Source organism: Bacillus basilensis (assembly GCF_050630465.1).
Taxonomy (GTDB): domain Bacteria; phylum Bacillota; class Bacilli; order Bacillales; family Bacillaceae_G; genus Bacillus_A; species Bacillus_A basilensis.
In genome coordinates, this window is sequence record NZ_JBNTQO010000028.1 from 26,524 (window position 1) to 48,452 (window position 21,929).

General features: G+C 37.1%; 22 protein-coding genes and 2 tRNA genes. All 24 read left to right on the plus strand.

Translation table 11 applies throughout. The features are described from left to right. Positions 1–6 precede the first annotated feature (6 nt). The 24 genes from yabN to lysS all read left to right on the plus strand — a co-directional run bounded on the left by yabN (position 7) and on the right by lysS (position 21,554). Positions 7–1,467, plus strand: coding sequence for a bifunctional methyltransferase/pyrophosphohydrolase YabN (gene yabN / locus ACQVV1_RS28235; protein WP_309259589.1), 1,461 nt, complete (start codon positions 7–9; stop codon positions 1,465–1,467). A 14-nt stretch (positions 1,468–1,481) separates the two neighbouring features. Further along, on the plus strand, positions 1,482–1,757 hold the full coding sequence (locus ACQVV1_RS28240) for an RNA-binding S4 domain-containing protein (protein WP_001234876.1): 276 nt from the start codon (positions 1,482–1,484) through the stop codon (positions 1,755–1,757). A 79-nt stretch (positions 1,758–1,836) separates the two neighbouring features. Then, the gene (gene yabP, locus ACQVV1_RS28245; protein ID WP_206772775.1) at positions 1,837–2,124 is read left to right on the plus strand and encodes a sporulation protein YabP; all 288 of its coding nucleotides are present in this window, start codon (positions 1,837–1,839) and stop codon (positions 2,122–2,124) included. Further along, positions 2,121–2,774 (plus strand): spore cortex biosynthesis protein YabQ, encoded by a 654-nt coding sequence (gene yabQ / locus ACQVV1_RS28250; RefSeq protein ID WP_060629185.1) that lies wholly within the window; start codon positions 2,121–2,123, stop codon positions 2,772–2,774. Before yabP ends, yabQ begins: the two co-directional genes overlap by 4 nt. Next, complete coding sequence (gene divIC / locus ACQVV1_RS28255) at positions 2,771–3,130, plus strand: cell division protein DivIC (protein WP_001208737.1); 360 nt, start codon at positions 2,771–2,773, stop codon at positions 3,128–3,130. Before yabQ ends, divIC begins: the two co-directional genes overlap by 4 nt. 87 nt (positions 3,131–3,217) lie before the next feature. Then, complete coding sequence (locus ACQVV1_RS28260) at positions 3,218–3,703, plus strand: S1 domain-containing RNA-binding protein (RefSeq protein WP_000021451.1); 486 nt, start codon at positions 3,218–3,220, stop codon at positions 3,701–3,703. A gap of 159 nt (positions 3,704–3,862) precedes the next feature. Next, positions 3,863–3,936: transfer RNA gene (locus ACQVV1_RS28265), tRNA-Met, on the plus strand. 13 nt (positions 3,937–3,949) lie between these two features. Then, a tRNA-Glu gene (locus ACQVV1_RS28270) sits at positions 3,950–4,021 on the plus strand. Positions 4,022–4,280: 259 nt separating this feature from the next. Continuing rightward, on the plus strand, positions 4,281–6,752 hold the full coding sequence (spoIIE, locus tag ACQVV1_RS28275; RefSeq protein WP_063222210.1) for a stage II sporulation protein E: 2,472 nt from the start codon (positions 4,281–4,283) through the stop codon (positions 6,750–6,752). Between the two features lie 291 nt (positions 6,753–7,043). Continuing rightward, positions 7,044–8,474 (plus strand): tRNA lysidine(34) synthetase TilS, encoded by a 1,431-nt coding sequence (tilS, locus tag ACQVV1_RS28280; RefSeq protein ID WP_431169847.1) that lies wholly within the window; start codon positions 7,044–7,046, stop codon positions 8,472–8,474. Further along, on the plus strand, positions 8,471–9,013 hold the full coding sequence (gene hpt, locus ACQVV1_RS28285; RefSeq protein WP_000981838.1) for a hypoxanthine phosphoribosyltransferase: 543 nt from the start codon (positions 8,471–8,473) through the stop codon (positions 9,011–9,013). Before tilS ends, hpt begins: the two co-directional genes overlap by 4 nt. Positions 9,014–9,098: 85 nt before the next feature. Beyond that, a complete protein-coding gene (gene ftsH, locus ACQVV1_RS28290) occupies positions 9,099–11,000 on the plus strand; it encodes an ATP-dependent zinc metalloprotease FtsH (protein WP_063222212.1) in 1,902 nt (633 codons plus the stop codon). Positions 11,001–11,224: 224 nt separating this feature from the next. Then, positions 11,225–12,013, plus strand: coding sequence for a type III pantothenate kinase (locus tag ACQVV1_RS28295; protein ID WP_063222213.1), 789 nt, complete (start codon positions 11,225–11,227; stop codon positions 12,011–12,013). 6 nt (positions 12,014–12,019) lie between these two features. Beyond that, the gene (gene hslO, locus ACQVV1_RS28300; RefSeq protein ID WP_242256551.1) at positions 12,020–12,895 is read left to right on the plus strand and encodes a redox-regulated molecular chaperone HslO; all 876 of its coding nucleotides are present in this window, start codon (positions 12,020–12,022) and stop codon (positions 12,893–12,895) included. A 113-nt stretch (positions 12,896–13,008) separates the two neighbouring features. Then, on the plus strand, positions 13,009–13,932 hold the full coding sequence (gene cysK, locus ACQVV1_RS28305) for a cysteine synthase A (RefSeq protein WP_431169848.1): 924 nt from the start codon (positions 13,009–13,011) through the stop codon (positions 13,930–13,932). Between the two features lie 219 nt (positions 13,933–14,151). After that, positions 14,152–15,549, plus strand: a complete 1,398-nt coding sequence (gene pabB / locus ACQVV1_RS28310) for an aminodeoxychorismate synthase component I (protein WP_242256550.1) — start codon at positions 14,152–14,154, stop codon at positions 15,547–15,549. A 5-nt stretch (positions 15,550–15,554) separates the two neighbouring features. Continuing rightward, positions 15,555–16,142, plus strand: a complete 588-nt coding sequence (gene pabA / locus ACQVV1_RS28315; RefSeq protein ID WP_242256549.1) for an aminodeoxychorismate/anthranilate synthase component II — start codon at positions 15,555–15,557, stop codon at positions 16,140–16,142. Then, positions 16,136–17,008 carry an aminodeoxychorismate lyase gene (gene pabC / locus ACQVV1_RS28320; RefSeq protein WP_242256548.1) on the plus strand — a complete coding sequence of 291 codons (873 nt, stop codon included), beginning with the start codon at positions 16,136–16,138 and terminating at the stop codon, positions 17,006–17,008. The genes pabA and pabC overlap by 7 nt, the downstream gene beginning before the upstream one ends. After that, positions 16,983–17,843, plus strand: a complete 861-nt coding sequence (gene folP / locus ACQVV1_RS28325) for a dihydropteroate synthase (RefSeq protein ID WP_242256547.1) — start codon at positions 16,983–16,985, stop codon at positions 17,841–17,843. The genes pabC and folP overlap by 26 nt, the downstream gene beginning before the upstream one ends. Continuing rightward, complete coding sequence (gene folB / locus ACQVV1_RS28330; protein WP_000358060.1) at positions 17,844–18,206, plus strand: dihydroneopterin aldolase; 363 nt, start codon at positions 17,844–17,846, stop codon at positions 18,204–18,206. Then, positions 18,203–18,718 carry a 2-amino-4-hydroxy-6-hydroxymethyldihydropteridine diphosphokinase gene (gene folK, locus ACQVV1_RS28335; RefSeq protein WP_063222220.1) on the plus strand — a complete coding sequence of 172 codons (516 nt, stop codon included), beginning with the start codon at positions 18,203–18,205 and terminating at the stop codon, positions 18,716–18,718. The genes folB and folK overlap by 4 nt, the downstream gene beginning before the upstream one ends. Then, a complete protein-coding gene (locus ACQVV1_RS28340; RefSeq protein WP_000387027.1) occupies positions 18,670–18,873 on the plus strand; it encodes a helix-turn-helix domain-containing protein in 204 nt (67 codons plus the stop codon). Before folK ends, ACQVV1_RS28340 begins: the two co-directional genes overlap by 49 nt. Positions 18,874–18,896: 23 nt before the next feature. Further along, positions 18,897–19,895: a tRNA dihydrouridine synthase DusB gene (gene dusB, locus ACQVV1_RS28345; RefSeq protein WP_242256546.1), complete on the plus strand. Its 999-nt coding sequence runs from the start codon at positions 18,897–18,899 to the stop codon at positions 19,893–19,895. Positions 19,896–20,054: 159 nt separating this feature from the next. Next, on the plus strand, positions 20,055–21,554 hold the full coding sequence (gene lysS / locus ACQVV1_RS28350) for a lysine--tRNA ligase (RefSeq protein WP_048526409.1): 1,500 nt from the start codon (positions 20,055–20,057) through the stop codon (positions 21,552–21,554). Positions 21,555–21,929: the final 375 nt, after the last annotated feature.

Genomic DNA, 21,929 nt, shown 5'->3' on the forward strand with positions numbered 1-21,929 from the left:
CAGGTTGTGAGTGGAATCATTACTATTTTAGGATTAGGTGCTGGTGAGTTAGATCAGTTAACGATGAGTGTATATCGGAAAATAAAAGAAGCAGATCACATGTTTGTTAGAACGAAGGAACATCCCGTTATAGAAGAGTTGGAGAAAGATGGTATACAATATACAGCCTTTGACAATATATATGAAGCACATGATACATTTGAAATTGTATATGAAACAATTGCGAATACATTGCTAGAACAAGCTGAAGGCACAGAAATCATCTATGCCGTTCCAGGGCACCCGCTTGTAGCGGAAAGGACGGTTCAGCTACTTTTGGAAAAAGGCAAAGTAGCGAATGTTGAGGTGCGAATTGAAGGTGGACAAAGTTTCCTTGACCCTATGTTTGCAAGTCTTAAGATTGATCCGATTGAAGGATTCCAATTAATTGACGCCACATCATTTGAAAGAGGACAATTAGAATTACGTCAACATTTAATCTTTTGCCAAGTTTATGACGCATTCGTTGCATCAGATGTGAAATTAACATTAATGGAGATGCTACCAGATGATTACGATGTGTATATCGTAACAGCTGCAGGGACTTCATTTGAACAAGTTAAAAAGGTACCGTTGTACATGTTAGATCATGAAACCGAGTTGAATAATTTAACGAGTGTGTACGTACCACCAGTTCAGGAACGTGCGTCCTTGTATCAACAGTTTGATGTGCTTAGAGAAATTATTGCAGACCTTCGTGGACCAAATGGTTGTCCGTGGGATAAAAAGCAAACACATCAATCTTTAAAGAAGTATTTAATTGAGGAAGCTTATGAAGTGTTGGAAGCAATTGATGAAGAGGATGATGATCACTTAGTAGAAGAACTGGGTGATATATTATTACAAGTTATGTTGCATGCCCAAATTGGAGAGGACGAAGGTTGGTTCTCTATAGATGATATTATTCGAACTTTATCTGAGAAAATGGTTCGTCGCCATCCGCATGTATTCGGGAATACGGATGTAAATAATGCCGATGAAGTAATTGCCAATTGGGAAGAAATTAAAAAACAGGAAAAAGGATTCGTGAAAGAATCTGTTTTAAATGGAGTTCCAAAGAGTTTACCACAGTTACTACGCGCTTATGAAATTCAGAAAAAAGCTGGTAAGGTTGGTTTCGATTGGGTTGAAGTACAACCGATGATAGAGAAAGCCTTAGAAGAATGGCAAGAGTTCCAACAAGAAGTTACAAACATGGATGAGGCGAAGATGTTAGGTGAATTTGGCGATTTACTATTTGCGTTTGTTAATATAGCTCGTCATTATAAAATAGATCCAGAAGAGGCGTTACGTTCAACTAATGAGAAATTCGTTGGTCGTTTCTTATTCATGGAAGCAAAGGTAGCTGAAATGAATAAAGAGATGCAAGATTTATCATTAGAGCAGTTAGATGTTTTATGGGAAGAGGCAAAACAAACAGAGCGTTAATGGGGGGATTTAACATGCGTCTAGATAAGTTTTTAAAAGTATCACGTTTAATTAAAAGAAGAACATTAGCGAAAGAAGTGGCTGACCAAGGAAGAATATCAATTAATGGTCAAGTGGCAAAAGCGAGTTCAGATGTGAAAGTAGCTGATGAATTAACAATTCGTTTTGGGCAAAAAATAGTGACTGTAAAAATAAACGAATTGAAAGAAACGACAAAAAAAGAAGATGCAGCAAATATGTATAGCTTAGTTCGTGAAGAAAAAGTAAAGGCTGAAGAAGGCTTGTTCTAAAATCAATTATCTCTTCATACATTACTATTAGCTAGTATAAATGTATGGGGGGATTTACGTGAATAATGGTTACTCACCTATGTCTTCTAATCAACAAAATGTTTCTGTAGAGCATGATATTATTATGCGTGGCAGGCGCGTAATTGATATTACCGGTGTAAAGCAGGTGGAGAGTTTTGATAGCGAAGAGTTTTTACTTGAGACTGTAATGGGCTTTTTAACAATTCGTGGTCAAAATTTGCAAATGAAAAATTTAGATGTAGAAAAAGGTATTGTATCGATTAAAGGGAAAGTTCATGAGATGCTGTATATTGATGAGAATCAAGGGGATAAAACTAAAGGCTTCTTTAGTAAGTTGTTTAAATGAGTCTAACAATTCAGTTGTATACGATGCTCTCAATGATTGGAATGGGTGCTTGGATTGGAGCGTCTTTAGATACCTACCAACGATTTTTAAAGCGTCAAGAACGTAAACGTTGGCTTGTATTTATACATGATATACTATTTTGGATTGTCCAAGCATTATTCGTTTTTTATGTATTGCTTCTTGTAAATGAAGCTGAACTACGTATATATGTATTTTTAGCATTATTATGTGGTTTTGCGGCATATCAAAGCTTATTGAAGGCAGTATATATGAGACTGTTAAATTTTCTCATCTATATTTTTGTGCAAACAACACACTTTTTTGTTCAAATTATACAGCTACTCATGATAAAACCTGTTATTATTATAGCGCAGCTATTTATTGCATTTATATTATTCTTATTTCGTATACTGCTTTCAATTGGACATGTGTTATGGAAAATGGTGATTTGGATATTACTTTTCATATGGAAAGTTTTTTTCTGGCCTGTTCGATTTATTGCTTCGCTCATATGGAAACTTCTCCCTAATCGTGTTAAACTTTTTATAATGAAACATGTAGGGTTCCTGCAATATGTAGCAAAATTGAAGGGACATATCTTCCAATTATGGGAGCGTATAAAAAAGAAGTTAGGGGGACCTCGGAAATGAGGGAACTGAGACAAAGAACAATCGAAAAACAGAGTCCAAATCCTGTTAAAGAGCATATAATACAAACGGATGAGAACAGGAAGCGACTTTATCGCCGTTTAGCGGTTTTTCTTGTCTTTGCTTTTACAATTATTGCGAGTATTAGTGTAACGTTTTATCAACAAAACAGTTCCATTAGAGCAAAAGAAGCAAAAGTTAAGGACATGAAAAAAGAACTGGATTCATTAACGAATAAAGAAAAGAGTCTAAAAGACGAAGTTCAAAAGTTAAATGATGAAGAGTACGTATTAAAGATTGCTAGAAGGGATTATTTCTTCTCTGGAAAAGGGGAGATAATTTTTCCTGTTTCTAAGTAGAGTATGTCTTATTGACACTATATTTTAGGATTATATATAATAAAGTAAAATTTGACTTTTTAACCACTAAGGAGGAGCATTTTTTTTATGTCAATCGAGGTAGGCAGCAAGTTACAGGGTAAAGTAACAGGTATTACAAATTTTGGGGCTTTTGTGGAGCTGCCAGAAGGCTTAACGGGTCTAGTTCATATTAGTGAAGTTGCTGATAATTATGTGAAAGATATTAACGATCACTTAAAAGTGGGCGACCAAGTAGAAGTAAAAGTTATTAACGTTGAAAAAGATGGTAAGATCGGTCTATCTATTAAAAAAGCGAAAGAGCGTGAAAAAACAGAAGGAGATCGTCCACGTGGTGAATACCAACGCGGTGGCGATCAACAACGTTCTGGACGTCCACAACGTAATAATCGTTCTTTCAACAGAGATAACCGTGGCGGCGGTAACGACCGAGCTCCAAAAGAAACATTCGAGCAAAAAATGGCACGTTTCTTAAAGGATAGCGAAGATCGCTTAACTTCTTTAAAACGTAACACAGAATCTAAACGTGGTGGCCGTGGCGCACGTCGCGGATAATCAGAACGTTTAATTCTTAGCATATAGAGAGGTGCCCAGGGCAATTGCTCGGGGTGCTTTTTTATATGTGAAAATATATTTTAAAAAAATTTTCAAGATATGTTGACTTTAAATTATATCTGAGGTAAGATACTAATTGTCCGTTAAATAAGACGACATGGCGGTGTAGCTCAGCTGGCTAGAGCGTACGGTTCATACCCGTGAGGTCGGGGGTTCGATCCCCTCCGCCGCTATATTTCATTTAACGGCCCGTTGGTCAAGTGGTTAAGACACCGCCCTTTCACGGCGGTAACACGGGTTCGAATCCCGTACGGGTCATCTAAAAAGATCATGCAAATTTGCATGATCTTTTTTTGTTAAATAAATTAAGACATACAATGCTTCTACAAAATCACCCTATATTTTCTGAATGTTCAATTAAAAATTTAAGGATAAATTACATACCGTGTATATATGTAGAGTTATTTCGAATAAAAAGTCGAACGATTATAAAAGTGAAAACTGTTGTTTTGACAAAAATCCCAATAATCATCTTTTATAATGACAGTAATTAAACTATGCAGGTGGTGTTAAAAATATGCCTAAAGCAGGAAGGAATACTATGAATACAAGTGCATTGGCAATGAATGAGAGTCAGCTTGGAGCAGTAAAGTGGACGAGTAAGTTGCGAATGAAGTTTGAGCAAGTTTTCTTTAGATGGGGATTTATTATTGTTGTTATTGGTTTTCTTTTGGGACGAGCATATATATTAACAAACATTTTACCGTTTGCACTACCGTTTTTTGCTGCTGTTTATGTTATGAAGCGGGATAAAATGCCGCTCGCGTTCTTGGCTCTAATGGGAGGCGCACTTTCAGTTTCGATAGATAATTTATTCTTTACCTTTGCATCTATTTTTACTTTCTTCATTTATAATATCTTCTTCAGTCGATTTACACGTAAAACTGTTGGTCTTGTTCCATTCCAAGTATTTATCTCCGCATTAACCGCACATTTAGTTGTCGTATATTTTGCACAACAAACCGTCACCATGTACGATTTGCTAGTTAGTACGATTGAGGCAGGGCTTAGCTTCGTATTAACTATGATATTTTTACAAAGCGTTCCGCTTTTAGTAGAAAGAAAAGGTAAACAGCAAGCGTTAGAGACAGAAGAAATCGTTTGTTTAATTATATTACTAGCATCTGTTTTAACGGGTACAACGGACTGGTTTGTATATGATGCTTCTATTCAACATATTTTTACTAGGTATTTAGTGCTCGTGTTTGCATTTATCGCGGGGGCCGCTACAGGATCTACAGTGGGGGTTGTAACTGGATTAATATTAAGTTTAGCCAATGTCTCCAGCTTATCTCAACTTAGTCTGTTAGCCTTTTCTGGGTTGCTTGGTGGTTTATTAAAAGAAGGGAAGCGCTTAGGTGTTAGTTTAGGTTTATTAATTGGGACGAGCTTGATTACGTTATATGTAGACAAGCAAACAAACATTGTGACAACCTTAATTGAATCTGGTGTGGCGATTGCTTTCTTCTTATTAACACCGAAACTTGTTATGGATCGTATTGCTAAATTTATGCCAGGCACACAGGAACATTCGCAAGATCAACAACAGTATTTAAGAAGGATGCGTGATGTTACAGCGAATAAGATTAATCAATTTGCCAATGTATTTGCTGCTTTATCTAATAGCTTTTCTGTATATGGATATGTCGAGGAGGAAGATAAAGAGACAGAGGCAGATTTGTTCTTAAGTACAATTACTGCAAAAACATGTCAAACATGCTTTAAAAAGGACCAATGCTGGGTAGTTAACTTCGACAAAACGTATGATTATATGAAACAAATAATGAGCGAAACGGAAGAGGGGACGTTGCAGCATAATCGAAAGTTAGTTCGTGAATGGGACAAGCATTGTGTGAGAGGGAAGAAAGTGACGGATTTAGTAGCGGGCGAATTAGATCACTTTTATGAGGGGCAAAAATTACGAAAACAAATGAAGGAAAATCGTAGAATAGTAGCAGAGCAACTATTAGGTGTATCAAAAGTTATGGAAGATTTCGCTAAGGAGATACAAAGGGAACGAGAAAATCATCAAGTACAAGAAGAACAGATTCTGCAAGCGTTTCGTGATTTTGGTGTAGAAATAGAGCATGTTGATATTTATTGTTTAGATAGAGGGAGTATTGATATTGAAATGTTGATTCCAGTTGCATCTAATGAACATGGGGAATGTGAAAAGTTAGTTGCACCGATGCTTTCTGATATTCTAAAGGAAAACATTGTTGTTAAACATGAAGAAAAATCTTCTTATCCGAACGGCCATAGCTTAATATCATTTGGTTCAGCAAAAACGTATTCTCTTGATACGGGCTTGGCCACAGCTGCAAAAGGCGGTGGGTTTGTTTCGGGTGATTCTTACGCGATGATGGATTTAAGTGTTGGTAAATATGCGCTTGCAATTAGTGATGGTATGGGAAATGGGCAAAGAGCTCATATGGAGAGTAAAGAAACGGTAAAATTATTACAAAAAATACTTCAATCAGGCATTGATGAGGAAATAGCGATTAAGTCTATCAATTCTATTCTTTCCTTAAGAACAACAGAAGAGATGTTTACGACGTTAGATTTAGCTATGGTAGATTTGCGGGATGCGAATGCGAAATTTTTAAAGATTGGATCGACGCCGAGTTTTGTTAAACGCGCAAATAATATTTTGAAAATTGAGGCAAGTAATCTACCAATGGGGATTATTGAGGATGTTGAAGTTGATGTAGTGGGTGAACAATTAAAAACGGGCGATATTCTTATTATGATGAGCGATGGGATTTTTGAGGGAGCACAACATGTGGAGAATCACGAACTATGGATGAAGCGGAAAATTAAAGAGTTACAAACCGAAGATCCGCAAGAAATTGCTGATATCATCATGGAAGAGGTGATTCGCTCTTGTGATGGTTATATAAATGACGATATGACCATTGTTGTGGCGAAAGTGAAGAAAAATATGCCGAAGTGGGCTACGATTCCAATTGTAGGAGTGCAGGCACAATAAGGTGAAACCCTAATCAGTGGGGGGCTTTATCTTCCGCTGATTATTAACCTTCACCAATCGGACCTTTATGGGCAGCCTGTCCCATCTAAATTTCTAAAAACCTAGGTAAATGCCTAGGTTTTTTTTTCTTTAAAAGATAATGTTATTATTTTTGTGAATATGTACGGAGGATGTAAGATAAAAATGTAATTTTTGTATATCTTTTTTTTGCACAATGTTTGTAAAAGTTGTACCATTATAAACAAGGTAACTAACGTTGCTGTTCTTGTTTAATGAAAGGTGATTACGAAGTTGAAAGATACATTTGTTGAAAAGGTAGATGACTTTGTAAAGCAGCATGATGTATTAAAGGAACGTTCAACAATTGTTGTAGGTGTTTCAGGTGGTCCTGATTCTTTGGCTCTTCTATATTATTTGTTAGAAAAAAGAGCAGCAAAACGGTTTGAAATTGTAGTGGCACATGTGGATCACATGTTTAGAGGTGATGAATCTCATGAGGACTTACAGTTTGTGCAGGACCTTTGTAAAGGACTGGGAGTTATTTGCGAAACGATAAGGATTAATGTGTCGCAATATCAACAGCAATACGGGATGAATGCACAGGTTGCTGCTAGAGAATGCAGATATGCATTTTTGGAAAGAATAATGAAGAAATATGATGCGAGATATGTAGCTCTTGGACATCATGGTGATGATCAAGTGGAGACGATTTTAATGCGTCTTGTACGAGGGAGTACTCCGAAAGGGTATGCAGGAATTGCGGTGAAGCGTCCTTTTCATAATGGGTATTTAATTAGGCCGTTACTTGGAGTAACGAAGGAAGAAATTGTTGATTACTGTAATAAGCTAAAAATAATTCCCCGTATAGATCCGAGTAATAAAAAGGAAGTATATACAAGGAATCGATTACGTAAATATGTTCTTCCTCATTTGAAAGAAGAAAATTCACAAGTGCATGAGAAATTCCAAAAATTTAGCATGCAGATACAAGAGGATGAGGCATATTTGCAGGAATTAGCTTTTGAGAAAATGAATAAAGTAATTACAAAAAAAAGTGATAAACAAATTAGCTTATCAATTCCTGCCTTTGAATCCATGTCTATACCTTTACAAAGAAGAGGGATTCAACTAATATTAAACTATCTTTATGAATATAAGATTCCATCTTCTCTTTCCTCTATACATATTGACAAAGTGATTGAGTTTTTTAAGCGGACACAACCTTCGGGTTCACTTGATTTCCCAGGTGATTTAAAAATTGTTCGCACATACGAGGAGTGTAGCTTTGGATTTAAACAAGAAATTGTTTCTCCTTTTTTACAAGATTTATCAGTGCCTGGGACAATTACGCTATCGAACGGGGATAAACTTGTAACAGAGGTGAGCGAAGATATACCAAGTAACATGAATGAAACAGTATTTGTTGCTAAGTATAATGATATATCATATCCACTTCGTATTCGTTCTAGAGAAAATGGAGATCGCATGTCAATACAAGGTATGAATGGCACCAAAAAGATAAAAGCTATTTTTATCGAAGCGAAAGTACCAAGAGAAAAAAGAGAAGAATGGCCGGTCGTTTGTGATGCAAGTGGGAATATTATTTGGTTACCCTTGTTGAAGCGATCTGCATTTGCTATCTCGAAAGAGAAGGCAAAGAAGGATAAATATGTGATTATTCACTACAAAAGCAAGGAGTCTTCCGGGAGGATAATGAAATGATGAATCAAGATATCGAAAAAGTATTAATTTCTGAAGAGCAAATACAAGAAAAGGTGCTCGAATTAGGCGCAATTATTGCAGAGGATTACAAAAACACAGTACCTCTTGCGATTGGTGTACTAAAGGGTGCAATGCCATTCATGGCAGATTTATTAAAGAGAACAGATACATATCTTGAAATGGATTTTATGGCTGTATCTAGTTACGGTCACTCAACTGTTTCAACAGGCGAAGTGAAAATTTTAAAAGACCTTGATACTTCTGTAGAAGGTCGCGATATTTTAATCGTTGAAGATATTATTGATAGCGGTCTTACGCTAAGTTACTTAGTGGACCTATTTAAATATCGTAAAGCGAAGTCTGTAAAAATCGTTACGTTATTAGATAAACCGACAGGCCGTAAGGTGGATTTGAAAGCGGATTATGTTGGATTTACTGTACCGCATGAATTTGTTGTAGGATATGGATTAGATTATAAAGAGCAGTACCGTAATCTTCCTTATGTAGGAGTATTAAAACCAAGCGTTTACTCAAATTAATTAAATACAGGCGTCACAATTGTATAGGAAATTTTTTCTATGTTACGATTTACTATAGTGCTTATGCCGTGAGAGGAGGTTAGGAATGAATCGTATCTTCCGTAATACCATCTTTTATTTACTGATATTCCTAGTAGTAATTGGAATCGTGAGCTATTTTAATGGTTCGACACAAAAAACGACATCAGTTAGCTACGATAAATTCATTACTAAACTAGAAAAAGGTGAAGTGCGTAATGTGCAACTTCAACCGAAAAATGGTGTATTTGAGGTAAAAGGACAATTTAACAACTCTAGCCAAGGAGAACAATTTGTTACTTATGCACCAAATACTGAGGAATTACAAAAGAAAATTAATGACAAAGCGCAAGGTGCTGAAGTTAAGTATCAACCAGCAGAGGAAACAAGTGCTTGGGTAACCTTCTTTACTTCTATCATTCCGTTTGTTATTATCTTCATTTTATTCTTCTTCTTATTAAACCAAGCTCAGGGCGGCGGTAGCCGTGTTATGAACTTCGGGAAAAGTAAGGCGAAGTTATATAATGACGAAAAGAAAAAAGTTCGTTTCAGAGATGTTGCTGGAGCGGATGAAGAGAAACAAGAGCTTGTTGAGGTAGTTGAATTCTTGAAAGATCCTCGTAAGTTCGCTGAAGTTGGAGCCCGTATTCCGAAGGGTGTTCTATTAGTAGGACCTCCAGGTACAGGTAAAACTTTACTAGCACGTGCTGTTGCAGGTGAGGCAGGCGTTCCGTTCTTCTCTATCAGTGGTTCTGATTTCGTAGAGATGTTCGTCGGTGTCGGTGCATCACGTGTACGTGATTTATTCGAAAACGCAAAGAAAAATGCTCCTTGTATCATTTTCATTGATGAAATTGATGCGGTAGGACGTCAACGTGGCGCAGGTCTTGGTGGTGGCCATGATGAGCGTGAGCAAACGTTGAACCAATTACTTGTTGAAATGGATGGATTCGGTGCAAACGAAGGTATTATTATCATCGCTGCGACAAACCGTCCTGATATTCTTGACCCAGCGTTATTACGTCCAGGTCGTTTTGACCGTCAAATTACAGTAGATCGTCCAGATGTAAATGGCCGTGAAGCTGTACTGAAAGTACATGCTCGTAATAAACCGCTTGATGAGAATATCAACTTAAGAGCAATCGCAACTCGTACGCCAGGATTCTCTGGTGCCGATCTTGAAAACTTATTAAACGAAGCTGCTTTAGTGGCTGCACGTCAAGATAAGAAGAAAATTGATATGAGTGACATTGATGAAGCAACGGATCGTGTTATTGCAGGTCCAGCTAAGAAAAGTCGTGTTATCTCTGAAAAAGAACGTAATATCGTTGCTTTCCATGAAGCGGGCCATACTGTAATTGGTGTTGTTCTTGATGAAGCTGATGTCGTTCATAAAGTAACAATTGTCCCTCGTGGTCAAGCTGGTGGATATGCAGTAATGCTTCCGAAAGAAGATCGTTACTTCATGACAAAGCCAGAGTTACTTGATAAAATCACTGGTTTACTTGGTGGTCGAGTAGCTGAGGAGATTGTATTTGGTGAAGTGAGTACAGGTGCTCACAATGACTTCCAACGTGCGACTGGCATTGCAAGACGTATGGTTACGGAATTTGGTATGAGTGATAAGCTTGGACCAATGCAATTTGGTAGCTCACAAGGTGGTCAAGTGTTCTTAGGAAGAGACTTCCATTCAGAACAAAACTACAGTGATGCAATTGCACACGAAATTGATGTGGAAATGCAAACGATTATGAAAGATTGTTATGCTCGTGCAAAACAAATTCTTACTGAAAATCGTGATAAACTAGATCTTATCGCGAAAACGTTACTTGAAGTAGAAACGTTAGATGCAGAGCAAATCAATCATTTATGTGATTACGGCAGATTACCAGAACGTCCAACATCTTCATCTGATGTGAAAGTAAACATCAACATGAAGAAGGACGATGAAGATACAGAAGATAAGTAAGAGATGAAGGAGTGACGATAGTCACTCCTTTTTTATTTGTGGAACGAAGTGAAGTGGAAAAAGAATTTAAATAAAACTGGTATTAAAAATTGAAATAGAGAGTCATCTTTTTGTAAAATGATGAGGATAGAAAAGCTGATTATATAAGTATGTGTGATATGATGTTTTTATAAGTTTTATACATACTGCACAAATATAGATTAAATAAGATAAGTGGTGAGAATATGATTTTTGTATTGGATGTAGGGAACACAAATGCTGTGCTAGGCGTGTTTGAAGAGGGGGAACTTCGTCAACATTGGCGCATGGAAACAGATCGTCATAAGACCGAAGATGAATATGGAATGCTTGTAAAGCAGTTGCTTGAGCATGAGGGTCTTTCGTTTGAAGATGTGAAAGGTATTATCGTGTCTTCAGTCGTACCACCAATTATGTTTGCTTTAGAGCGCATGTGTGAAAAGTATTTTAAAATTAAACCGCTTGTAGTAGGTCCTGGAATAAAAACGGGGCTAAATATTAAATATGAAAATCCACGTGAAGTAGGCGCGGACCGAATTGTAAATGCAGTAGCAGGAATCCATTTATATGGAAGTCCGCTTATTATTGTCGATTTTGGTACGGCTACTACATATTGTTATATTAACGAAGAAAAACATTATATGGGTGGAGTTATTACGCCAGGAATTATGATTTCAGCAGAGGCCTTATATAGTAGAGCGGCAAAACTTCCTCGTATTGAAATTACAAAACCAAGCAGTGTTATTGGGAAGAATACAGTAAGTGCCATGCAATCTGGTATTCTTTATGGGTATGTTGGACAAGTGGAAGGTATCGTTAAGCGTATGAAAGAGGAAGCTAAACAAGAACCGAAAGTTATTGCAACAGGTGGATTGGCGAAATTAATTTCAGAAGAATCGAATGTAATTGATGTTGTAGATCCATTTTTAACATTAAAAGGTTTATATATGTTATACGAGCGTAATGCAAATTTACAGCATGAGAAAGGTGAATAAATACGTATGAAAGATTATTTAGTAAAAGCATTAGCATTTGATGGAGAAGTGCGTGCGTATAGTGTACGCACAACAAACACAGTAAGTGAGGCGCAAAGACGTCATGATACATGGAGAACAGCTTCAGCAGCGCTTGGTCGTTCTTTAACTGCGGGTACAATTATGGGCGCAATGTTAAAAGGTGACCAAAAGTTAACAATTAAGGTAGAAGGAAATGGTCCGATTGGTCCTATCTTAGTAGATGCTCATGCAAATGGGGATGTACGTGGTTATGTAACAAATCCACATGTGGACTTTGAAGGAACGGAACAAGGGAAATTACGTGTATATCAAGCGGTAGGTACAGAAGGCTTTATAACAGTAATTAAAGATATTGGTATGCGTGAGCCGTTTATCGGTCAATCTCCAATCGTTTCGGGAGAACTAGGGGAAGACTTCACGTATTATTTTGCAGTTTCTGAGCAGACGCCTTCTTCTGTTGGTGTCGGTGTTCTTGTAAATGGAGATGACAGCGTATTAGCAGCAGGTGGATTTATCCTTCAAATTATGCCGGGCGCACAGGAAGAAACAATTTCATTCATCGAAGATCGTTTACAAAAAACCCCTCCTGTATCAACATTGATTGAACAAGGTCTTTCTCCAGAAGAGCTACTGTATGCAGTTCTTGGAGAAGATAAAGTAAAAGTATTAGAAACGATGGATGTTCAATTTAATTGTACATGCTCACGCGAACGTATTGAGAGTGTGTTAATTAGTTTAGGTAAAACAGAGTTAGAGCAAATTCGTGAAGAAGAAGAAGAAACAGAAGTTCATTGTCATTTCTGTAATGAACGATACAAGTTTTCTAAAGAGGATATTACAAATTTAATTGAGAATTTGTAATAAGGGAATTAAGAGGAACAATCCTCCAAATAGATTGACAAACAGGGAATTTTCTGACAAAATCTAAATATAGATAAAACCAATAAAAATACTCGGTGTTAGGAGTGACAGGAATGCGAGTGGCACAATCAGTTTCAGAATTAATCGGGAAAACGCCGATCGTTAAGTTGAACCGCATCGTAGAATCAGATAGCGCAGATATATATTTGAAATTAGAATTTATGAATCCGGGGAGCAGTGTTAAAGATCGTATTGCGTTAGCTATGATTGAAGATGCTGAAAAAAAAGGATTATTAAAAGAGGGCGATACAATCATTGAGCCGACAAGTGGTAACACAGGAATTGGCTTAGCGATGGTAGCAGCTGCTAAAGGATATAAGGCAATTTTAGTAATGCCAGAAACAATGAGTGTTGAACGTCGTAATTTATTACGTGCTTATGGCGCTGAATTAGTATTGACTCCAGGGCCTGAAGGAATGGGCGGAGCAATTCGTCAAGCGACTGAATTAGCAAAAGAACATGGCTACTTTATACCGCAACAGTTCAAAAATCAATCAAATCCAGAAATTCATCGTTTAACAACAGGTCCAGAAATTGTTGAACAAATGGGTGACCAATTAGATGCGTTTATTGCAGGTATTGGTACAGGTGGAACGATTACTGGTGCTGGTGAAGTACTGAAGGAAGCGTATAAAGATATTAAAATTTATGCAGTAGAACCTGCGGATTCACCAGTATTATCTGGTGGGAAACCAGGTCCACATAAAATCCAAGGAATTGGGGCGGGATTTGTTCCAGAAACATTGGATGTACAAGTATATGATGAAATTGTTCAAGTAAAAACAGAGCAAGCATTTGAATATGCAAGAAGAGTGGCTAAAGAAGAAGGTATTTTAGTGGGCATCTCTTCAGGAGCAGTTATTTATGCAGCGACAGAAGTTGCGAAAAAGTTAGGTAAAGGGAAAAAGGTACTTGTTATTATCCCAAGTAACGGTGAACGTTATTTAAGTACACCACTTTATCAATTTGAGTCTTAATTATATGTGATTGAAAAAGCATCCTTGAAAAAGGATGCTTTTTCTTTTTGGATTGGAAATAGGAAAAGAGTGAATGACTAGAAAACTTCATGTAAAATAAGAGGTAGTATAATTAATTTATTTTCACTAGCCTTCGAGTATAACCGATCTATATACATAACGAATGTAGTTGAAGTGGTTAATCTAAGAGGGTGGGATAAAAGAAGACGGGGTGTTGATATGCAACGAAGAAAATCTTTAGCGCTTTCTATTCCATATCAGTTAGATTTCTTTAAGCAATATAAATTTCTTTCTAAGGATAAGCCGCAACATATTTTGTTAGAGAGTGGACGTGGCGGTCGTTATAACATTGTGGGATTAAACCCAGTAGCGGTAATCCGAGGAAAGGGTGAAGCGTTACATATAAGCGAAAGTGGTAAGGAAACAATAAAGCAAGGAAACCCATTAGATCTAATGCAGGAATATATGGAGCGATGGAAAACAGACTATAATCCGGAGTACCCGCCTTTTCAAGGTGGTGCAATTGGTTACTTTAGTTATGATTGTATCCGTTATATTGAAAAACTCCCTTCTCTTGCAGAGGATGACATTAATATACCTGATATATTCTTTTTATTATTTGATGATGTGTTTGTGTATGATCAAGAAGAAAAAGTACTATGGATTATTACGCATTATGTAGATAAGCATGAAGAGGCAAAAGAGCGATTAAATGAATGGAAGATTCTTTGGTCGACAGAAGCGCCGGAAGTGACTATACCATTTGCATGCCCTGAAAAGAAAAGCGAAGCAGTTGCTTTTACTGAAGAAAGCTTTATGAAGGCGGTTGAATGTATTCAAGAATATATTGGGGCTGGTGATGTGTTCCAAGTAAACTTGTCGACAAGACAAGAGAGAACGTTACAAACACACCCGCTAGAAATCTATACAAGTCTTCGTGAAATTAATCCATCTCCATATATGGGTTACTTGGAGCTTGGGGAGTTTCAAATTGTTAGTGGATCGCCAGAGTTGCTAATTAAGAAAAAAGGAACTGAAGTAAGTACAAGACCAATTGCCGGAACAAGATCTAGAGGGGCGAATGAGCAAGAGGATGAAGAATTAGCAAGAGAATTAATTGAGAATGAAAAAGAAAGAGCAGAGCACGTCATGCTTGTGGATTTAGAACGAAATGATTTAGGGCGTGTTTGTAAATATGGCACTGTAGAAGTAGATGAATTTATGGTAATTGAGAAATACTCACATGTTATGCATATTGTTTCTAATGTGCGTGGTGAGGTGGAAGAAGATAAAGATGCTTTTGATTTAGTGAAGGCTGTATTCCCTGGGGGAACAATTACTGGTGCCCCGAAAATACGTACGATGGAAATTATTGAAGAATTAGAACCTGTTCGCCGAGGGATTTATACAGGTTCAATTGGTTGGATTGGTTATTCTGGAGATACGGAATTAAATATTGTGATTAGAACACTTCTTGCTAGAGATGGAAAAGCGCATGTACAAGCAGGAGCGGGAATTGTAATTGATTCAAATCCGGAAAATGAATATAAAGAGTCGTTAAAAAAGGCGATTGCTTTATGGCGTGCAAAAGAATGTAGTGAAGAAACGGTTAGGTGAGAGAAATGATATTAATGATTGATAATTATGATTCTTTTACATTTAATTTAGTGCAGTTTCTTGGAGAACTGGGACAAGAGCTTGTTGTTAAACGTAACGATGAAGTGACTATTTCAGATATTGAGAATATGAAACCAGACTTTTTAATGATTTCGCCAGGTCCATGTAGTCCGAATGAAGCGGGCGTTAGTATGGAGGTTATTCAACACTTTGCCGGAAAGATTCCGATTTTTGGGGTTTGTCTTGGGCATCAATCCATTGCACAAGTGTTTGGTGGGGAGGTAGTTCGTGCAGAGCGATTGATGCATGGGAAAACATCGCTTATGCATCATGACGGAAAGACGATTTTCTCGGATATTCCTAATCCATTTACCGCGACGCGCTATCACTCACTTATTGTTAAGAAAGAAACGTTACCTGATTGCTTAGAGGTAACATCTTGGACTGAAGAAGGGGAAATTATGGGGCTTCGCCATACAACCTTACCAATTGAAGGTGTACAGTTCCATCCGGAATCTATTATGACTTCTCATGGGAAAGAGTTGTTGCAGAATTTCATTCGTAAATACAGTCCAAGTGTGACATCATGTTAATTTACGTAAATGGTAAGTATGTAGAAGCGAGTGAAGCGAGAATTTCTCCGTATGACCATGGTTATTTATATGGTCTTGGAGTTTTTGAGACGTTTCGTATCTATAATGGTCATCCTTTCTTGTTGGATGATCATTATGACCGTTTAATAGGTGCACTGGATACATTGCAAATTAAATGGACAATGACGAAAGATGAAGTACTGCTTATTTTGAAGAATTTACTCGTTAAGAATGAATTAGAGCATGCCTATGTACGTTTTAATGTATCAGCGGGTATAGATGAAATTGGATTGCAAACGGAAATGTATGAAGAGCCGTCTGTTATTGTTTTTATCAAACCTTTAGCAGCCCCAGGAGATGTAGTGGAAAAAGAAGGGGTTGTTTTAAAGCAAGTGCGAAATACACCAGAAGGTGCGTCTCGTTTGAAGTCTCATCATTATTTAAATAACATTTTAGGAAAGCGTGAAATTGGAAGTGTTTTGAATAAGGAAGGTATTTTCCTTACTGAAACAGGTTATGTTGCAGAGGGTATTGTTTCGAATCTCTTTTTTGTAAAAGGTGATATTCTATATACACCTTCGTTAAAAACGGGGATTTTAAATGGTATCACTCGTGCGTTTATTATAAAAGTTGCTGAAGAACTAGGTATAGAAGTAAAGGAAGGTTTCTTTACAAAAGAAGAATTACTTTCAGCTGATGAAGTCTTCGTAACAAATTCGATTCAAGAAATTGTTCCGCTTAATCGTATAGAGGGGCGAGATTTCCCGGGTAAAGTAGGGATGGTTACAAAAAAGTTTATGAATCTTTATGAAATGCAGAGAGAGAAATTGTGGAGCAGAAATGAATTACGAAGAGGAGATGTGTAGTTTGAAGTGGGATTATGATTTGCGCTGCGGCGAATATACATTGAACTTAAATGAAAAAACTTTAATTATGGGGATTTTAAATGTAACGCCAGATTCGTTTTCTGATGGTGGGAGTTACAACGAGGTAGAGGCTGCGGTGCGCCATGCAAAAGAAATGCGAGATGAGGGTGCTCATATTATTGATATCGGTGGAGAATCTACTCGCCCGGGCTTTGCTAAGGTATCAGTGGAAGAAGAAATAAAACGAGTTGTGCCGATGATTCAGGCAGTTTCAAAAGAAGTGCAATTGCCTATTTCTATCGATACGTATAAAGCTGAAGTTGCAAAACAAGCAATAGAAGCGGGTGCTCATATTATTAATGATATTTGGGGAGCGAAGGCGGAACCGAAAATCGCTGAAGTTGCAGCTCATTATGATGTGCCTATCATCTTAATGCATAATCGCGATAATATGAATTATCGTAATTTAATAGCTGATATGATTGCTGATTTATATGACAGTATTAAAATTGCTAAAGATGCTGGCGTGCGAGATGAGAATATTATTTTAGACCCAGGTATTGGTTTTGCTAAAACGCCTGAACAAAACTTAGAAGCGATGCGTAATTTAGAACAGTTAAACGTACTAGGTTACCCAGTTCTCTTAGGTACTTCAAGAAAGTCCTTTATTGGACACGTGCTAGATTTACCGGTAGAGGAACGTCTTGAGGGAACGGGAGCTACCGTTTGTCTTGGTATTGAAAAGGGTTGTGAGTTTGTTCGTGTTCATGATGTGAAGGAAATGGCACGTATGGCTAAGATGATGGATGCAATGATTGGTAAGGGGGTAAAGTAATTGGATAAAATTTATATTCATGATATGGAGTTTTATGGTTATCATGGTGTATTCCCAGAGGAAAATAAATTAGGCCAGAGATTTAAAGTGGACTTAACGGTGGAATTGGATTTGAAACAGGCAGGAGAAAGTGATGACTTAGAGCAGTCTGTCAATTATGGAGAGCTTTTCGAATTATGTAGGAAAGTTGTTGAAGATAGAACGTATAAGCTTGTAGAGAGTATTGCTGAAAATATTGCTACAGATATATTGAAACAATATGAGAGTATTTCAAGATGTACGATAAAGGTAATTAAACCAGATCCACCGATCCCGGGACATTATCGTGCTGTAGCAGTAGAAATTACGAGAGAACGTCCATGAATAATATAGCTTACATTGCATTAGGTTCAAATATCGGAGAACGTTATACGTATTTAACTGAAGCGATTCAGTTTTTAAACAAAAACCCGTATATCCAAGTTAACGATATTTCATCTGTATATGAAACAGAACCAGTTGGCTATACTGACCAAAGTTGCTTTTTAAATTTAGTTATAAAAATTTCTACCAATTTATCACCGCAAGAATTATTGAAGGTTACACAAAGAGTAGAGAATGATTTAGGAAGAAAAAGGGAAATTAGGTGGGGTCCGAGGACCATCGACCTTGACATTTTGCTATATAATCAAGAAAATATTGAAGCAGAGAATCTTATTGTTCCGCATCCGCGGATGTTCGAAAGAGCTTTTGTTATCGTTCCGTTGTTAGAGATTAATCAAGATATAAAACAAAACATTTCACGTTCACAAGTAGAAGAAATGAAAAGGCGAGAGGGAGTAACGGTATGGAAGCAGAAAAATGGGGAAGACGCATTCGAGCTTTTCGAAAGCTAAAAGGTTATACGCAAGAAGGCTTTGCAAAAGAGTTAGGGGTATCTGTATCTGTTTTAGGTGAAGTTGAGAGAGGGAATCGATCGCCTTCCCAAGATTTTGTAGTGGAAGTTGCTAAAGCATTAAAGGTCTCGATAGATGAGTTAATGCCAAAGTGACTATGAAGGAAGGAGTAAGTCGAGTGTTAAAGATCGCAAATATTGAGATGAAAAATCCAGTTGTATTAGCACCGATGGCGGGAGTGTGTAACTCTGCATTCCGTTTGACAGTAAAAGAATTCGGTGCAGGTCTAGTTTGTGCTGAAATGGTAAGTGATAAGGCAATACTACTGAACAATAAAAGAACATTAGATATGTTATATATCGATGAGAGAGAAAAGCCATTAAGTTTACAAATTTTTGGTGGTGAGAAAGAAACCCTTGTAGATGCTGCGAAATACGTAGATAAATATACGACAGCAGACATCATTGATATTAATATGGGTTGCCCGGTACCCAAAATCGTTAAGTGTGATGCAGGAGCGAAGTGGCTTTTAGATCCAAATAAAATATATGAAATGGTAGCGGCAGTTGTAGATGCTGTAGAAAAGCCAGTTACAGTTAAAATGCGTATTGGTTGGGATGAGGATCATATTTTCGCAATCGAGAACGCAAAAGCTGTTGAACGTGCTGGTGGACAAGCGGTAGCAGTTCATGGACGTACACGAGTACAAATGTATGAGGGAAAAGCGGATTGGGATATTATTAAACAAGTAAAGCGAGCTGTAAACATCCCGGTTATCGGAAATGGTGATGTTGCAACGCCACAAGATGCAAAGCGTATGCTTGATGAAATTGGTGTAGATGGTGTTATGATTGGTCGCGCTGCTCTGGGAGATCCGTGGATGATTTATCGTACGGTAAAGTATTTAGAGACAGGTGAACTAATGCCGGAACCAACAGTGCGTGAGAAAATTGACGTATGTATGTTGCATCTAGATCGTCTTATCGATTTAAAGAATGAAAATGTCGCTGTGAGAGAGATGAGAAAGCATGCAGCTTGGTATTTAAAGGGTATTCGTGGTAATGCAACTGTACGTAATGGTATCAATGCTTGTAATACGCGTGAAGACCTTGCGAATGTACTAGGTGCATTTGTAGAAGAAGTAGAAGCAAAACAACAAACAATTCACGTTGGTTAATAATAGATAGGGAAGATTGACATTCTTCTATACACTTCCTATAATTACGTGAAAGAAAGAAGAGCTGCCAGTTAGTTGCTGGCAGTTTTTCTAGTTGAGTAGAAAATGCTATACTGTATATATTGTAAAAATTAATAGAGCTGGAGTGATATCAATACCATGGATAACATGAACCACGAAGAATTAAATGACCAATTGCTTGTTCGTCGTGAAAAGCTACATAACTTACGTGAGCAAGGAATTGATCCGTTCGGTAAACGATTTGAACGTACAAATGCAACAAATGACTTATTAAGCTTATATGGGGAGTTCTCTAAAGAAGAATTAGAAGAGAAGGAAATCTCTGTTTCTATCGCTGGTCGTATTATGACAAAACGCGGTAAAGGAAAAGCTGGATTTGCACATATTCAAGATTTACATGGACAAGTTCAAATTTATGTTCGTAAAGATGCCGTTGGAGATGAAGAGTACGAATTATTTAAAACGGCAGATTTAGGTGACTTAGTAGGTATTGAAGGTAAAGTATTCAAAACGAACGTTGGAGAACTTTCAGTGAAAGCAACGGGCTTTACGCTATTAACGAAATCTCTTCGTCCATTACCGGATAAATATCATGGATTAAAAGATGTTGAACAACGCTACCGTCAACGTTACTTAGATTTAATTACAAGTATGGAAAGCCGTGAAACATTCGTTACTCGCAGTAAGATCATTCGTGAAATGAGAAGATACTTAGATGATAACGGTTATCTTGAAGTGGAAACACCTATGATGCATGCAATTGCGGGTGGAGCTTCTGCGCGTCCTTTCATTACGCACCATAATGCGTTAGATATGGAATTATATATGCGTATCGCAATTGAACTTCATTTAAAACGCCTAATTGTGGGTGGGTTAGAAAAAGTTTATGAAATTGGTCGTGTATTCCGTAATGAGGGTGTATCAACTCGCCATAATCCTGAGTTTACGATGATTGAATTATACGAAGCGTATGCTGATTATAAAGATATTATGAAACTAACAGAAAATATGGTTGCTCATATTGCGAAGCAAGTACTAGGTACAACAACAATCCAATATGGTGATTATGAAATTAATCTAGAACCAGAATGGACACGTCTTCATATGGTAGATGCAATTAAGGAACATTCTGGAGCGGATTTCTGGAATCCAATGAGTGTAGAAGAAGCGCGTGAACTTGCAAAAGAACATAATGTAGATATTAAGGATACAATGGAAGTTGGTCATATTATAAATGAATTCTTCGAACAAAAAGTAGAAGATAAATTAATCCAACCAACATTTATTTACGGTCATCCGGTAGAAATTTCACCACTTGCGAAAAAGAATGACGAAGATCCACGATTTACAGATCGTTTCGAATTATTTATCGTTGCACGTGAACATGCAAATGCATTCACTGAGTTAAATGATCCAATTGATCAGAAAGAACGTTTTGAAGCGCAATTAAAAGAACGCGAACAAGGTAATGACGAAGCTCATATGATGGATGATGATTATATCGAAGCTCTTGAGTATGGTATGCCTCCTACAGGTGGACTAGGAATTGGTATTGATCGTCTTGTTATGTTATTAACGAATGCGCCATCTATTCGTGATGTATTATTATTCCCTGCTATGCGTCATAAACAAGACTAAGCTTTGGAGATTTCTCCAAAGCTTTTTTTATTTGAGTATGAGTTGCCTAGAGGTAGTAAAACTTGATAGTGCGAAAAATTATATTTATATAGAAGAAAAGTGCTGTTTTTATACCTTTTTACTAAGTTGAAAATTTTATTAGAAAAACTATTGCATTTTAATAATCAAACTGGTATATTTATATTCGTTGCCACGAAAGGTAACAAGCAAAACAAACGAAAAACAACTTATTGAAAAAAGTTGTTGACGAAAATATAACAAAATGTTATATTAATAAAGTCGCTTCTGAGCGACGAAGAAGTTCTTTGAAAACTGAACGAAACAAACAACGTGAAACGTCAATTTTTATTTTTAGATGCTAGACAAACTAACTTT